Annotated in this window: 10 protein-coding genes; 9 read left to right on the top strand and 1 reads right to left on the bottom strand. The window is 35.7% G+C overall.

Annotation, left to right across the window (positions count from 1 at the left end):
• Positions 1-41: 41 nt before the first annotated feature.
• Genes pcrA through H3U49_RS07935 form a run of 7 tightly spaced genes read left to right on the top strand, consistent with a single transcriptional unit; the run spans position 42 to position 9,647 of the window.
• Positions 42-2,294: a DNA helicase PcrA gene (gene pcrA / locus H3U49_RS07965; RefSeq protein ID WP_198180912.1), complete on the top strand. Its 2,253-nt coding sequence runs from the start codon at positions 42-44 to the stop codon at positions 2,292-2,294.
• A gap of 46 nt (positions 2,295-2,340) precedes the next feature.
• Positions 2,341-4,353, top strand: a complete 2,013-nt coding sequence (gene ligA / locus H3U49_RS07960) for an NAD-dependent DNA ligase LigA (RefSeq protein WP_198180911.1) — start codon at positions 2,341-2,343, stop codon at positions 4,351-4,353.
• Between the two features lie 13 nt (positions 4,354-4,366).
• A complete protein-coding gene (locus tag H3U49_RS07955) occupies positions 4,367-5,506 on the top strand; it encodes a CamS family sex pheromone protein (RefSeq protein WP_198180910.1) in 1,140 nt (379 codons plus the stop codon).
• A gap of 14 nt (positions 5,507-5,520) precedes the next feature.
• Entirely contained in the window at positions 5,521-5,823 is a 303-nt protein-coding gene (gene gatC, locus H3U49_RS07950) for an Asp-tRNA(Asn)/Glu-tRNA(Gln) amidotransferase subunit GatC (RefSeq protein ID WP_198180909.1), read from the top strand.
• The gene (gene gatA, locus H3U49_RS07945) at positions 5,823-7,262 is read left to right on the top strand and encodes an Asp-tRNA(Asn)/Glu-tRNA(Gln) amidotransferase subunit GatA (protein ID WP_198180908.1); all 1,440 of its coding nucleotides are present in this window, start codon (positions 5,823-5,825) and stop codon (positions 7,260-7,262) included. Before gatC ends, gatA begins: the two co-directional genes overlap by 1 nt.
• Before the next feature lie 3 nt (positions 7,263-7,265).
• Positions 7,266-8,696: an Asp-tRNA(Asn)/Glu-tRNA(Gln) amidotransferase subunit GatB gene (gene gatB / locus H3U49_RS07940; protein WP_198180907.1), complete on the top strand. Its 1,431-nt coding sequence runs from the start codon at positions 7,266-7,268 to the stop codon at positions 8,694-8,696.
• A 30-nt stretch (positions 8,697-8,726) separates the two neighbouring features.
• Complete coding sequence (locus tag H3U49_RS07935) at positions 8,727-9,647, top strand: diacylglycerol kinase family lipid kinase (RefSeq protein ID WP_198180906.1); 921 nt, start codon at positions 8,727-8,729, stop codon at positions 9,645-9,647.
• Between the two features lie 67 nt (positions 9,648-9,714).
• On the opposite strand, the gene H3U49_RS07930 is transcribed toward H3U49_RS07935, so the two are convergent.
• Positions 9,715-10,425, bottom strand: a complete 711-nt coding sequence (locus H3U49_RS07930) for a Bax inhibitor-1/YccA family protein (RefSeq protein ID WP_198180905.1) — start codon at positions 10,423-10,425, stop codon at positions 9,715-9,717.
• A gap of 173 nt (positions 10,426-10,598) precedes the next feature.
• Here H3U49_RS07930 and rlmD point away from each other — a divergent pair, with 173 nt between their 5' ends.
• The gene (gene rlmD / locus H3U49_RS07925) at positions 10,599-11,948 is read left to right on the top strand and encodes a 23S rRNA (uracil(1939)-C(5))-methyltransferase RlmD (RefSeq protein ID WP_198180904.1); all 1,350 of its coding nucleotides are present in this window, start codon (positions 10,599-10,601) and stop codon (positions 11,946-11,948) included.
• A gap of 890 nt (positions 11,949-12,838) precedes the next feature.
• Entirely contained in the window at positions 12,839-14,629 is a 1,791-nt protein-coding gene (locus tag H3U49_RS07920) for an ATP-binding protein (RefSeq protein WP_198180903.1), read from the top strand.
• Positions 14,630-14,677 lie beyond the last annotated feature (48 nt).

Below are 14,677 nucleotides of genomic sequence, written 5' to 3'. Positions count from 1 at the left end.
AATAGAATAGTTAAAAAATTTTTGGGGTGAAAGAATTCAAAATGAGCGCAGAATCAATTTTAGCGGGTTTAAATCCACAGCAAAAAAAGGCAGTGCAGATTACTGAAGGACCATTATTAGTTGTTGCAGGAGCAGGTTCAGGGAAAACTTCCGTTTTAACCAGAAGAATTGCTTACCTTGTTGCTGAAAAAGGAATTGCGCCGTGGAATATTTTGGCTATCACTTTTACCAATAAGGCTGCCACTGAAATGAGAGAGCGTGAGCATAAATTATTGGGACAACAGGCTGACAGTATCTGGATGTCTACCTTTCACGCTCTTTGTGTGCGAATATTAAGGCGAGATGCAGAAAAAATTGGTTATACCAGTAATTTTTCTATTGCTGATTCGGCGGAACAGCTTACTTTAATTAAGCATATTCAAAAAGAACAAAATATTAATCCTAAAATGTACGAACCACGCAGGATTTTATCTGCTATTTCTAATGGCAAAAACGATTTACTTACTCCAGATGCATATTCTGCCAGCGCTTCTTCACCTTTTGAAAAAGTAACTGCCCAAGTTTATCAGGAATATCAAAAACGCTTAAAGAATGATCAAATTATGGATTTTGATGATTTGATCATGCAAACCTTAGTTCTGTTTAAAACTGATCCTACTGTTTTGCATTATTATCAAAATAAGTTTCGCTATTTGCTAGTTGATGAATACCAGGATACCAACCAGGCACAATATGAATTGTGTCATGCATTAGCTGCACAATATAAAAATATTTGCGTTGTGGGAGACGCGGATCAGTCTATCTATGGCTGGCGCGGTGCTAATATGGAAAATATCATGAATTTTGAAAAAGATTATCATGATGCAGGTGTTCAAACCGTTAAACTGGAGCAAAATTACCGTTCAACTGGTCATATTTTGGCAGCTGCTAATGCAGTAATTACGAATAATAGCAACCGTAAGGCAAAAAAATTATGGACTGACCAAGGTGAAGGAGCAAAAGTAACTTATTATCGTGCCCAAAGTGGCGATGATGAAGCTCACTTTATTATTTCTAAAATTCAAGAAGAGGTAAAAGAAAAAAGACGCTCTTATCATGATTTTGCGGTATTATATCGTACTAATGCCCAGTCTCGTACGGTCGAAGAGTCATTCGTAAAGTCAAACGTGCCTTACCAAATAGTCGGTGGTCATAAGTTCTATGACAGAAAAGAAATCATGGATGTTATGGCTTATCTAAAATTGGTTGCTAATCCGAGCGATTCAATGAGTTTTAACCGCATTATTAACACCCCTAAACGTGGTATTGGACCAGTTAGTGTCAGACGTTTTCTAGATTTTGCCCGTGAAAATAATTTGTCGATTCTAGGAGCTTTTGATCACCTTAATATGTCGGGCGTTACTGCTCGGGCAGCGGCCAAACTGAGTGATTTTGGCGCTAAACTACGCGATGCGATTAATTTTGCTAAAGATCATAGCGTTACCGGTCTAACAGAAAAAATACTGCAGGATTTTGGCTATACAGCTGCTCTTAAGGCAGAACACACAATTGAAGCTGAAACCAGACTAGAAAACTTGGATGAATTTTTGTCTGTTACGAAACGTTTTGATGACGAATACGAAGAAAATGATGACAGTGATGAGACCGAAAATGCTCTTAGTGACTTTTTAGCGGAAGTTTCTCTTTTAAGTGACCAAGATGATTTAGCTAATAATGATGATCAGGTGGCATTAATGACATTACACGCTGCCAAAGGACTGGAATTTCCTGTAGTCTTTTTAGTGGGGATGGAAGATGGACTTTTTCCTTTATCGCGTTCATTAATGGAAGACGACCAGTTAGAAGAAGAACGTAGATTGGCATATGTTGGAATTACCAGAGCTAAGCGCGAACTATTCTTAACTAATGCATATTCGCGTATGATGTATGGTCGAATGCAGAATAATCCGCCATCCAGATTTTTGGAAGAAATTGATCAAGATGATCTGGATATTGAAAATTCAGTTCCAATTACTTTCTCAAATGACAATTACCAGACACAAACTGTTCCTTTTGCTAATAGCGATGAACGAGCCCGTGCACAGGTTTACACTCCTAAAATCAAACCCGCTGGTGCAGTTGGAGCTGAGAAAAAGGGATGGAATGTTGGTGATCAAGTAGAACATAAGTCTTGGGGAAGAGGCGTTGTAACTAAGGTTAATGGTAAAGGCGAAGACATGGAGCTAGATATTGCATTCAGTGGCAAAGGAATTAAGCGGCTTCTAGCAGCATTTGCACCAATTAAAAAGGTATAATTAAAGTAGAAGTAAAAAATACTATTTTTTAATCAGGAGGAAGAAAATGGCAGATTTAACTCTTGATGAGGCCAGAAAAGAAGTTTCTGCGCTAAGAGATAAGCTAGATGAATGGGCAAATGCATATTATACTAAAGACACACCTGAAGTTGAAGATAATGTGTATGATAAAAACTATAATCGTTTAGTTGAACTTGAACAGGAATTTCCGCAGCTGGTGTCGCAAGATTCAATTACCCAAAAGGTTGGGGGTCAGATTGACAATCAGTTTGCTAAGGTTAATCACGAAATTCCGATGTTATCAATGGGTGATGTCTTTTCAAAAGAAGAATTACAAGAATTTGATGACAGAGTACAAAAACAGATTGGTCATGAGGTTGCTTATAACGTCGAATTAAAAATTGACGGTTTATCAATTGCACTTGAATATACTAACGGTAAATTAACTAGAGCTTCCACTAGAGGTAACGGTCAAGTAGGTGAAGACGTTACACCTAATGCTCGCTATATTGCAGATATTCCCCAAACTTTACCTGAAAAATTGACAACGGAAGTACGGGGCGAATGTTATATGGGCAAAGAGCCTTTTGCAAAGCTTAATGCAGAACGTGATGAAAAGGGAGAAACAACTTTTGCCAATCCGCGTAACGCTGCAGCTGGGTCTTTGAGGCAACTGGATGCCAGTATTACCAAGCACCGTCATTTAAGTACGTTTATTTATACTTGGGTTAATCCACCAGCAGAAATTACCAGTCAACACCAGGCTATTGAAAAAATGACTCAGCTTGGTTTTCATACCAACCAAACTGGGCGCAGAATTGCTAAAATGTCTGACATTTTTGCTTTTATTGATGAATTTACTGCAAAAAGAAATTCACTTGATTATGGCATTGATGGTATTGTCTTAAAAGTTGACGATCTGGATTTACAACAAGAACTGGGAAACACGGTTAAAGTGCCTCGCTGGGAAATAGCTTATAAGTTCCCACCAGAAGAGCAAGAAACTGTGGTTCATGAAATCAAATGGACCGTTGGTCGTACTGGTGTCGTGACGCCGACTGCTATCATGGATCCTGTGCAACTTGCTGGTACCACAGTTTCACATGCAGTTTTGCATAACGCCGATTTGTTGCAACAAAAAGATGTTCGTATTGGTGATACCGTTATGCTACATAAAGCGGGTGACATTATTCCTGAAATTTCAGAAGTGGTGCTAGCTAAACGGCCTAAGGATGCCCAGCCGTATACAATTCCGACAAAGTGCCCATCGTGTGGTGAAAAACTGATTCATCTAAAAGATGAAGTGGCTTTGCGTTGCGTTAATCCGTCTTGTCCCGCTCAAATTGAAGAAGGAATTACTCACTTTGCTTCAAGACCTGCAATGAATATTGATGGTTTAGGACCCAAAATTGTGCGACAGCTAATTAAGAACGATTTGGTACATAATGTGGCTGATTTATATCATTTAAATGCATCTGATTTAGCAAAACTAGATCATTTCAAAGATAAATCCATCAGCAATTTATTAAATGCAATAAATAATTCGAAAAGAAATTCAGTCGAATTATTGTTAACTGGACTGGGTATTGATCATGTTGGTGCTAAAGCTGCACGTTTGATTGCACAAAAGTTTAAAAATATGGCAAAGATTATGGCAGCGGACGTGCAAGATGTGGCTGCAATAGATACAATAGGCATGACAATTGCGGAATCTTTGACTACTTATTTTGCTCAAGATGAAGTCGTAGATTTAGTCAATGAACTTAAAAATAGCGGCCTTAATATGGATTATCTTGGTGCAGGTCCAGAAGAAACTGAGTCTATTCCAGATAATTACTTTAAAGATAAGACTGTTGTTTTAACAGGGACTTTGGCTCACTATACTAGAAGTGAATTTACTAAGAAATTGCAATCTTTAGGTGCAAAAGTAACTAGTTCTGTTTCTGGTAAAACAGACTATGTCATTTATGGTCAGGATGCTGGTTCCAAATACTCCAAGGCTCAGAAACTGGGTGTACCATTATTGACTGAGGAAGAAGCAATTGCTCAAGTTAAATAAAGGACCATTTAAAGTGAAAAAATACTTGCATATATTAGCGCTTTTAGGAATATCATTATGTTTGACGGCTTGTGGAAACTTGAAAAATTCTGACTTGGCGAATAATGCCAAAACATCTTCTAATTCCAATTCTAAAACTTATCAGACTACTGATACTGGTAACAATGGATATACTGTTTTGCTTAAAAACGGACACTATGTAACTAGCCCAATATCTGGTTTAACAGCAACTAATAATGATAATTCTGTGGATACCAGAGAATTAGAACGAGGTTTGGTTCAGATTTCTAAGGGTGTTTATTCAACCAATTCTTATGTTTTTCAAGAAGGTCAGTATATTTCTGCCAACATGGCTAATGAATGGTTAGGGCGCAAGTCAAAGTCAAATCCCAATGGTCTGAATCCTGCAGCTGGAACTAAGAAAAATTATCAGCCGTATTACATAGAAGAAATACTTGAACAAGATTTTTTGACAGGATCCGGTTCGAATTATCATATTGGCGGTATTAGCGTTGGTCTTGCTCTTAATTCTATTGATTACTATCAAAAGAAAAAAGATGGTCCTGAATATCAAGCCCAAATATCGCGTGCAAAGCAAAAGCAATATGGCCAAGCAGCAGCTGAGCAAGTCGTAGCTCGCTTGCGGAAGAAAAAATCGTTAAAGAAAATTCCAATCACTGTTGGTCTTTTTGCAAAAGAAAGCAAGGATTCGTTAGTTGCTGGAACTTACTTTTTGAGTGGGACAGCGGTTGCTAATAGTAGTAAAATAACTAAATGGAAAACTATTAATACTCAATCTGAAGTTTTGCCTACTGTTGGTGGTAAAAAAGCGATCAACAGCAGTGATGCTTCCAGTTTCAATAGTTTTAAAGAATCTATTCAAAATTATTTCCCTAATATCAGTGGTGTAACGGCAACTTTACGATATGAAAATGGTAAATTAGCTCAGGAAAATATTTCAATTACTACCCAGTTTTATGGGTATGAGCAAATTCAAAGTTTCACGAGACTTGTTTTATCAACTGCAAAGAAGTATTTGGCTAATAACGTGCCAATTGAAATTAAAATTGGCTCTGTTAATGACATCCAAGCTTTAGTTGCCAAGGAAACAGGGGATAGTAGTTATCAAGTCCATATTTATGGTGGCGAATAAGGAGGTATATTTGCGTGGAAATTACAGAAGATACAATTAAACACGTTGCGACTTTGTCGCGACTTGAAATTGATGAAAAAGATATCAGCAAAGTAACTGAACAAATGAGTTCAATTATTAATATGGCAGATCAATTGTCAGAAGTTAATACCGATGGCGTTAAAGAGACAGTTCAGGTTGTTGATCGTGATACTGTTTTTAGAGAAGATAAGCCTGAACACTGGCAAGACAGAGATGAATTAATGAAAAATGTTCCTGACCAAGCTAATGGCTTCATTAAGGTTCCAGTAATTATTAATAAGGATGAGGACGAGTAATGAATTATTTAAATGAAGATATTGACTCTTTAAATGAAAAGCTTGCCCAAGGAACTTTGTCTGCTGACAAATTAGCGCAAGATACAATCGATAATATTAAAAAAACAGATGATAAGTTGAATGCCTGGATTACTGTTCAAGAAGATGCTAAACCTGCAAGTAATCTTGATTTTGATCAAAATAAACTTGCTGGTATTCCGATTGCTATTAAAGATAACATTATAACTGATGGTGTTAAGACAACAGCTGCCAGTCATATTTTGGACAATTATATTCCAGTATATGATGCAACGGTTATCGAAAGGCTGAAAAAAGCACAAGTGACTTTCGTGGGCAAAACCAATATGGATGAATTTGCGATGGGTTCTTCTACGGAGCACTCATACTTTGGCATCACCCATAATCCGTGGAATCTGGATAAGGTACCGGGCGGTTCATCGGGCGGTTCAGCAGTTGCTGTTGCTTCTGGGCAAGTTGTAGCAGCGTTAGGATCTGATACTGGTGGTTCAATCAGACAGCCTTCTGCATTTAACGGTATTTTTGGTATTAAGCCGACATATGGTCGAGTTTCACGTTGGGGTTTAATTGCATTTGCTTCTTCATTAGATGAAATCGGTGTGATGAGTAAGCGAGCAAAAACTTCGGCTCAAGTTTTAAATGTTATTGCAGGTAGTGACGATCATGACTCTACTCTTTCAACTAGGGCAGTTCCCGATTTTACCAAATATATTGGTCAAGATGTTAAGGGGATGCATGTAGCAGTTGTTAAAGAATATATGGCTGCAGTTGATGGCGATATGCGTTCTGTTCTGCAAGAACAAATTGATGCTCTGGAAAAAGCAGGTGCTATTATCACCGAGGTATCTTTACCTTTAACAAAATATGCAGTTCCCGACTACTACATCATTGCTTCAAGTGAAGCTTCGTCAAACTTGCAAAGATTTGATGGTATTCGTTACGGCTACCGTGCTCAAAATACTATGAACTTACTAGATGTTTACGTTAAATCTCGTTCAGAAGGTTTTGGCGAAGAAGTTAAGCGGCGGATTATGCTGGGTTCTTTTGCTCTTTCAGCTGGATCGTATGATCGTTTCTTTAGACAAGCATCTAAAGTGAGAACGTTAATTTGTGATGAATTCGATCAGATTTTCGCTGAAAATGATGTTATTGTGGGACCAACGACGACAACTCCTGCTTTTGGCATCGGCAGTGAAATTTCTGATCCAATCAAAATGTACAACAATGATATTTTGACAATTTCAGCAAATTTAGCTGGAATTCCTGCTGCCAGTGTTCCAGCTGGTTTAGTTGACGGAATGCCTGTAGGTCTGCAGATTATGGCCAAAAGATTCGATGAAGGCAGCATTTTCCAAGTGGCTGACTTTATTGAAAGAACTAATAAATTTTATGAAAAAACACCAACTGGAATGGAGGATTAACTGATGAATTTTAAATCAACGATTGGGTTCGAAGTTCACTTTGAATTAAAAACTAAAAGTAAGATTTTTTCACCTTCACCAGTAAGTTATGGTGCAAAGCCCAACACGGAAACAAATGTAATTGATTGGGCAATGCCGGGTGTTTTACCTTACGTTAACAAAGACGTTTATCGCTTAGGAATTATGGTTGCATTGGCAACACATGCTCATATTTTGCCAACTACTCATTTTGATCGGAAAAATTATTATTACCCAGATAGCCCTAAGGCTTACCAAATCACCCAATTTTTCCAACCACTAGCTCGTGATGGCTATGTTGAAATTGAATCTCACGGTAAGAAAAAGCGTATCGGCATTCATGAAATGCACATCGAGGAAGATGCCGGCAAAAATACTCATGGTACAAACGGGTATTCATACGTTGACTTAAACCGTCAGGGTGTTCCTTTACTTGAAGTTGTTTCTGAACCAGAAATTGCTGATCCTGATGAAGGCTATGCCTATCTTGAAAAATTACGTAAAATTGTTCAGTTTACAGGAGCTTCCGATGTTAAGATGGAAGAGGGATCAATGCGTGTTGATACCAATATTTCCATTAGACCCGCTGGCCAAAAAGAGCTGGGTACTAAAGTTGAAATGAAAAACCTGAACTCATTTGAACATGTGCGTAAATCTTTGGCATATGAAGAAAAGCGGCAAGCACAAGTTCTCCTTTCTGGTGGTCGCGTGCAACTTTCAACTCGGCGTTTTGATGAAGCAACTGGTAAAACTGTTTTGGAACGTGTCAAAGAAGGCGATGCAGATTACCGTTACTTCCCTGAACCTGATATTGCTCCTGATCATATCAGCAAAGAGTGGATTGATGAAATCAAATCAACTTTGCCACGCTCAGCTGAAGAACGATACAACCAATACGTGAATGAATTTGGTTTAAAAGAATACGATGCTAATGTTCTTCTGCAAACTAAAGAAAGTTCAGACTTCTTTGATCAGACTGTTGCTGCTGGAGCTGATCCGCAACTTGCTGCCAACTGGATGAATACCCAAGTTAATGGTTATTTGAATGATAATCGCGTTGAACTTGCTGATATTAAGTTGACACCAGAGCATTTGGCTGCCATGATTAAGTTGATTAAAGATGGCACAATTTCTTCTAAAATTGCTAAAAAGGTTTTTGCAGAGACAATTGCTAATGGTACCGATCCTAAGAAATATGTTGAAGACAAAGGTATGGTGCAGTTATCTGATACCAGCGTCTTGGCACCTATGGTTAAAGAAGTTGTTGATAACAACCCACAATCAGTAGAAGACTTTAAGAACGGTAAAGACCGTGCAATTGGCTATCTTGTCGGCCAGTTGATGAAACAGACCAGGGGCAAGGCAAATCCAAAGGTAATTAATAAGTTGCTGAATGAAGAATTGCAGAAGCGTTAAGTAAGTTTTGAAATAATAAGGGTAGAAATTATGACTGAAAAAGCAAGATTGATCTATAATCCTGTATCTGGTCACGAACAGATGCCTAAAAATGTCGCGGATATATTGGACGTTTTGGAACAAGCTGGATATGAGGCAAGTGCATTTAGAACTAAGCCGGAAAAGCAGAGTGCGCAAAAAGAAGCAACTCGAGTAGCTAATGAAGGTTTTGAATTGATTGTTGCCGCTGGTGGTGATGGCACTATCAATGAAGTAGTAAACGGCATTGCTTATTTAGAGAAAAGACCTAAGATGGCAATTATTCCTGCCGGTACAACTAATGATTATGCTCGTGCTCTACATATTCCACGAAATGATATTGCCGAAGCGACAAAAGTTATTCTCAAAAATAAAACTCGTAAAATGGACATTGGTCAAGCAACTTTTGCCAAAGATATTCAGTATTTCGTCAATATTGCAGCTTGTGGTTCACTAACTGAATTAACCTATGGAGTTCCTTCAGAAGTAAAATCTGCTCTGGGTTATACCGCCTATTTAATTAAAGGTGCTGAAATGTTGCCTCATTTAACTGAAAATGAACTGCGTCTAACATATGATGAGGGCGTATATGAGGGCAAGCTTTCAATGCTATTGCTCGGAATGACCAATTCTATTGGTGGTTTTGAACAAATAATGCCTGATGCTGAACTAAGTGATGGTTTATTCCAACTAATAATTGTTAAGCCGTCTGATCCAGTAAAATTACTGAAATTGATGGCTTTGGCATTAAACGGCAAGCATGTTGATGACCCAAACATTATTTATACCAAGACACGTAGCTTAAAGATTGAATTAATGGGTAAAAGCAAGGGAGAGAAGTTGCCAGTTAACCTTGATGGTGAAATTGGTGATTATTGTCCTGTTACCTTTAAAAATTTACAACAACGAATTGAATTTTTTGTTGGTGAATAATTAAAACACAAAGAAAGAGCAACTGCCATTAATAGCAGCTGCTCTTTTTGCTTGTTAATAAAATCTATTAGTTGCGGCTATTGCCACTGCCACCAAAGATTTCTAGCAAGAACATAAAAATATTAATGAAATCAAGGTAAAGTTGCAATGCACCGAGAACTGCTAAGCCATTAGTTGAAACTTGATCACCGTAATTACTGTAAATTGCTTTCATTCTGTTAGCATCACTGGCAACTAAGCCCGTGAAAAGAATGACACCGATAAATGAGAAGACATAGGTAACGGCAGGGCTACGTAAAAACATATTAACTGCCCAGGCAACAACGAAACCAAGTAAAGCAGCACTCAAGTATGAATTCCAGTTGCTAAGATCTCTTTTAGTAAAAGTACCAAACAAGGCCATGGCAATAAACACGGCAGCTGCTGAAACAAAAGCAGTGGTGATTTGGGTGCCGGTATAAAAGCCGGCAATTAAAGCAAACTCAAAGCCGTAAATTGCTGATAATATTGTTAACATTACTAAACTGGCAACTGGACTACGATCTGCCTTAAAGCTAATTCCCATTGATAAGCCAAAAGGTACAAATAAAATGAGCCACATCATGGCCACTGGCATATTCATCACAGCGCTTCTGAATACGGTCATTGTTAAGTAAGCAGCTAATGCAGAAATCAGCACGGCACCACCCATGAGAGCATACATTTTAGTTAAAAAAGTATTAGTTTCGGAGATGGTGTGGATTTGGCGCCTATCTGAATTGGTATCATAATTATTCATGAAAAACGTCCTTTCTTTAATTGATTAGTATTAAAAGTAACACAGAGTAAAGTAAGTGTGAAGGGAAAAAACTGAAATTAATTCAATATTAAGAATACGGCATGTACATTACTTTTGTTGGGATTTTTAGTAAAATAGATATATTAATTAGTGTTTGTAAAAAAGGACAAAATATGGAAAAAAATCAAATAATTAAACTTGAAATTACCGACTTATCATATGAAGCTATGGGAGTAGCCCATTATGAAGGGATGACGGTATTCGTTAACAATGCTTTACCGGGAGAAACGGTAGAAGCCAAGATCTTAAAAGTCAAAAAGAGTTTTGCTTTTGCTAAAATCGAGCAAATCATTAAGGAAAGTTCTGACCGGGTTGATATTAAGCTCAACCAGTGGGTGCAAACCGGCTTGGCATCTTTAGCACACGTTAAATACGATAAACAACTGGAATTTAAACGTAATCAAGTAGTAAATTTACTGCAAAAAGCACATTTAGATGATGTAAAAGTGGGAGAGACCTTGCCTAGTCCAGAACAAACTGGCTATCGTAACAAGGCACAAGTGCCTGTTCGTGAAGTTAAGGGCCAGCTTGAAATTGGCTTTTTCAGAAAGCACTCACATGATTTAGTGCCACTGACTAATTTCTTTACTACTGATCCTGAAATTGACCGCGTTTTAGTTGCTGTGCGTGACATTTTAAGACAATATCGTGTTCCAGCTTACGATGAAATTCGTAATCAGGGTGAAGTCAGATACTTGGACATTCGCCGCAGTAAAGCGACTGGTGAAATTATGGTCATCTTGGTTTGTCTGCACAAGGATTTTCCGCAACTACCTAAAGTGGCTGATGCAATTAAGCAAATTGACGGTGTTACTAGCTTAGTCTTGAACTATAACCCGAAGAAGACCAACGTTATCTTGGGCAAAGTTGATTATTTGATCTTTGGTAAACCACAAATTACGGATCAAATAGGTGATGTTAAGTTTAAGATTTCCCCTGAGAGTTTCTTTCAAATTAATTCACTGCAAACTCCCCGCCTATATGATTTAGCTATCAAAAAAGCTGATTTAAAGCCTGATGATATCGTGATTGATGCTTATTCTGGTATTGGAACTATTGGTTTAAGTGTTGCTAAACACGTTAAATCGGTCCGTGGAATTGAAAGTGTGTCTGACGCGGTGAAAGATGCCAATAATAATGCTAAGTTGAATGGTATCAATAATGCGAAATACGTTACTGGTAAAGCTGAAGAAGTGATGCCAAGATGGGCTGCTAAGGGGATGAAAGCTGATATTATCTTTGTCGACCCACCACGAAAAGGATTAACGTCAGAATTTATTGAGGCAGCAGTAAAAACTAGTCCAAAGAAAATTGTTTATATCTCATGCAATCCCGCAACCATGATTCGTGATTTGCAGGAATTTATGAATGAAGGATACACCTTTAGTCAAATTGATCCTGTTGACATGTTTCCACAAACACCGCATGTAGAGGCGGTGACGGTGCTGGAACGGATGAAGTAATAACTTTTGAAATTATTAAAAATAAAAAATAGTCATGAAAGTCTCTCATTCATTTTCTGAATTGTAAAAACTGTTATTAACTACTATTATAAAAAAATTGATTAAGCTCTGTTGCTAATTAAAGTTTCCTACATTTGGGACAAAAATAGGCTGAGTCCATACATCAAAAAATTTTGAGATATTCTGTTTCCCAAATTAGGTCTTTTCAGGGTAATATAAGTTATTATTTTAAATTCATTTAGATACCAGATTATTTAATTATGAATTTAGGTTTAATAAAAAAGTCCGTAAATAGTTTGCGGACTTTTTGTGTTGAAAATTATTCTTTTAGTAAGGAAATGGCTTTATCAAGCAAAAATCTAAAACAGAGAATAATATAAAAGCCATCATGATGATTTAATTTGGCAGATAAAAAACTGAAATCAAAATAATAAGTTTCTTCTGTAGAAGAGTGTATCTATTTCTATTTTGAAAAATGCTAGTATCACGTTTTGTTGATAAGTTAATAGAAATACGAATATTAACATTTTATTTATCTGACAATAAAATCATTTCTTTATTATAAAAAAACAAAGGTACCTTATAAAAACTGTAATACAGAATATTATTGTAAATCTAATTCACACTAAAAAGTTCATCTATATTTCTTTATATTATAGTACTGCATTTATTTATTGCTATAATATAGTGATGATTTAAATTAAAAATTATATCTAAAAAATCATTATCCGAGGTCAAATAAACCGTCTATTTATTATTATACATTTTTGAAATATTTTTTAATGTTTGTAAATTTTTTTAATATCATAAATAAAGTTTTATTTTACTTTGAACATTACTTTGATGTATATTAAATTTATAGATTATATAAATATAGGTGGGTTATCATAATGAAAGACGATTTTACGTTATCTATTTCTGCAAATATAATTGATAGTTTAGGAATTAGTTTATATAAACAACTACCAGAAGCACTAGAAGAGCTAATTTCTAATTCTTGGGATGCTGATGCTACTAAAGTAAAAATTTCTATTAATTATAAAGAAAAAGAAATAACTGTCTCTGATAATGGCGATGGAATGACCTATCAAGAGTTAAATCAAGATTTCTTGACTGTTTATAAAAATAGAAGAATAAATGGAAGAGCGTATTCTGCTAATAAAAGGAGAGCGGTTACTGGGAAAAAAGGACTTGGAAAACTAGCACTTTTTGGCATAGCTAATGTGATAGAGGTTACTAGTATAAAAAATGGTTTAGTAAACTCATTTTTAATGGATCACAGAAAAATTAAAAAAACAAACAGTAACAAGCAATATCATCCGAAAACTATATTATATAACCAAAAAGCTGGTAATAATGAACGTGATGGAACTACATTCGTGATGAAGGATCTTTCAATTGTTAATATAATGAATATAAATCAACTGTCTCATTCATTGGCAAGAAGATTCTCCAAATATTCAAGAAAAGAATTTTTAGTAGTTTTATGTGATGAAAAGGGGAATAAGAAAGAAATAGATGAAAATACACATTTAGAAAGCATTAAACCTAAAGATATCCAGGCAACCTACAAATTTCCAGAGGATTTTAAGAAAGAAATCAAAAAAAACAAAGCACTAGAGGAATTGAAAAGAAAAAAAGTAACTGGAGTAGTATATACTTCTGTGAAACCCTTAAATGCACGTGATCAAGGTTTTGGTATATTAGTCCGTGGTAAATTAGTAGGCGATACGCTTACTTACCAATTTTCAAATAGAGCCAATGATTTATTCTATAGTTATGCAGCAGGATATTTTAATATGGACTTTATAGATAAAGATAACCGTACGGATAATATATCTACAGATAGGCAATCTGTAATGTGGGAAAATGATAGGAAACTGTTAAATATTAAAGAAGCGATGCAAAAACTTATTAATATTATAGGTGGAAAATGGAGAAAAGAAAGACATAACGAAGCTAAAGAAAAAAATAAAAAAGAATTGGATGATATTTTTAGTCAGAGCGAATTATATAAAAAAGTAAATAGTTCTATTAACTTTTCAGAAAAGGATAAAAGCAACATCGATGCATTTCGAGAAGTTTTTGGAAAGGGAGAAGAAAAAGTAAAAAAAGAAGACAAAAAAGTATATTTTGAAAAAATATTAAAGAATAGTGATGCATATGTAATGGATAATAGTGTATATAGCGATTTGATCCCACATAATTTTACTGTTCCTAAAGAAATAAACGACAAAATAAGAAGAATTCGTGAAGAAGCCGTTAGTTTAGCAAGTAGAATGAAAGATGAAGATAATTATATAATATCAGAAGGCTTGCTTTTACGAGCAATTCTTGAGGCCACAACTTGTGAAATTCTTATAAAAAATAAGAATAATATTACTGATTTAAATAGTATTTCAACTAAAATGAAGAAAAATACTGTTGTCAGCAATAGATGGATTTGTAATTTATCTCTGAGTACAAGGTTAAACGCAATGATAGAATTTTTAGATTTGAAAAAAGCTTTTTCTTCAAGAAAAAACTTAGGATATTATAAACATGATTTTCAAAGTTTAGATATAATTAATGGACTAGATGAGTTAATGCATGATCCAAATGATTTTCCAAAATTCAAAATATTAAAATCATACTGGGAAGAATTATGCCCAGTTTTTTTAGAAGCTTTTAATTATATTTAAAAAAGCTTTAATTTATTAAACATATGTTTTAAATGAAAGGGTAATTAG

This window comes from Lactobacillus sp. W8174, from assembly GCF_016100975.1.
GTDB lineage: Bacteria > Bacillota > Bacilli > Lactobacillales > Lactobacillaceae > Lactobacillus > Lactobacillus juensis.
This window is presented reverse-complemented; position numbering and strand designations above follow the sequence as displayed.

Excerpts from the sequence above, each read along its gene's own strand:
- pcrA (WP_198180912.1), top strand. The coding sequence starts at position 42 with ATGAGCGCAGAATCAATTTTAGCGGGTTTAAATCCACAGCAAAAAAAG.
- ligA (WP_198180911.1), top strand. The coding sequence starts at position 2,341 with ATGGCAGATTTAACTCTTGATGAGGCCAGAAAAGAAGTTTCTGCGCTA.
- gatA (WP_198180908.1), top strand. The coding sequence starts at position 5,823 with ATGAATTATTTAAATGAAGATATTGACTCTTTAAATGAAAAGCTTGCC.
- gatB (WP_198180907.1), top strand. The coding sequence starts at position 7,266 with ATGAATTTTAAATCAACGATTGGGTTCGAAGTTCACTTTGAATTAAAA.
- H3U49_RS07935 (WP_198180906.1), top strand. The coding sequence starts at position 8,727 with ATGACTGAAAAAGCAAGATTGATCTATAATCCTGTATCTGGTCACGAA.
- H3U49_RS07930 (WP_198180905.1), bottom strand. The coding sequence starts at position 10,425 with ATGAATAATTATGATACCAATTCAGATAGGCGCCAAATCCACACCATC.
- rlmD (WP_198180904.1), top strand. The coding sequence starts at position 10,599 with ATGGAAAAAAATCAAATAATTAAACTTGAAATTACCGACTTATCATAT.
- H3U49_RS07920 (WP_198180903.1), top strand. The coding sequence starts at position 12,839 with ATGAAAGACGATTTTACGTTATCTATTTCTGCAAATATAATTGATAGT.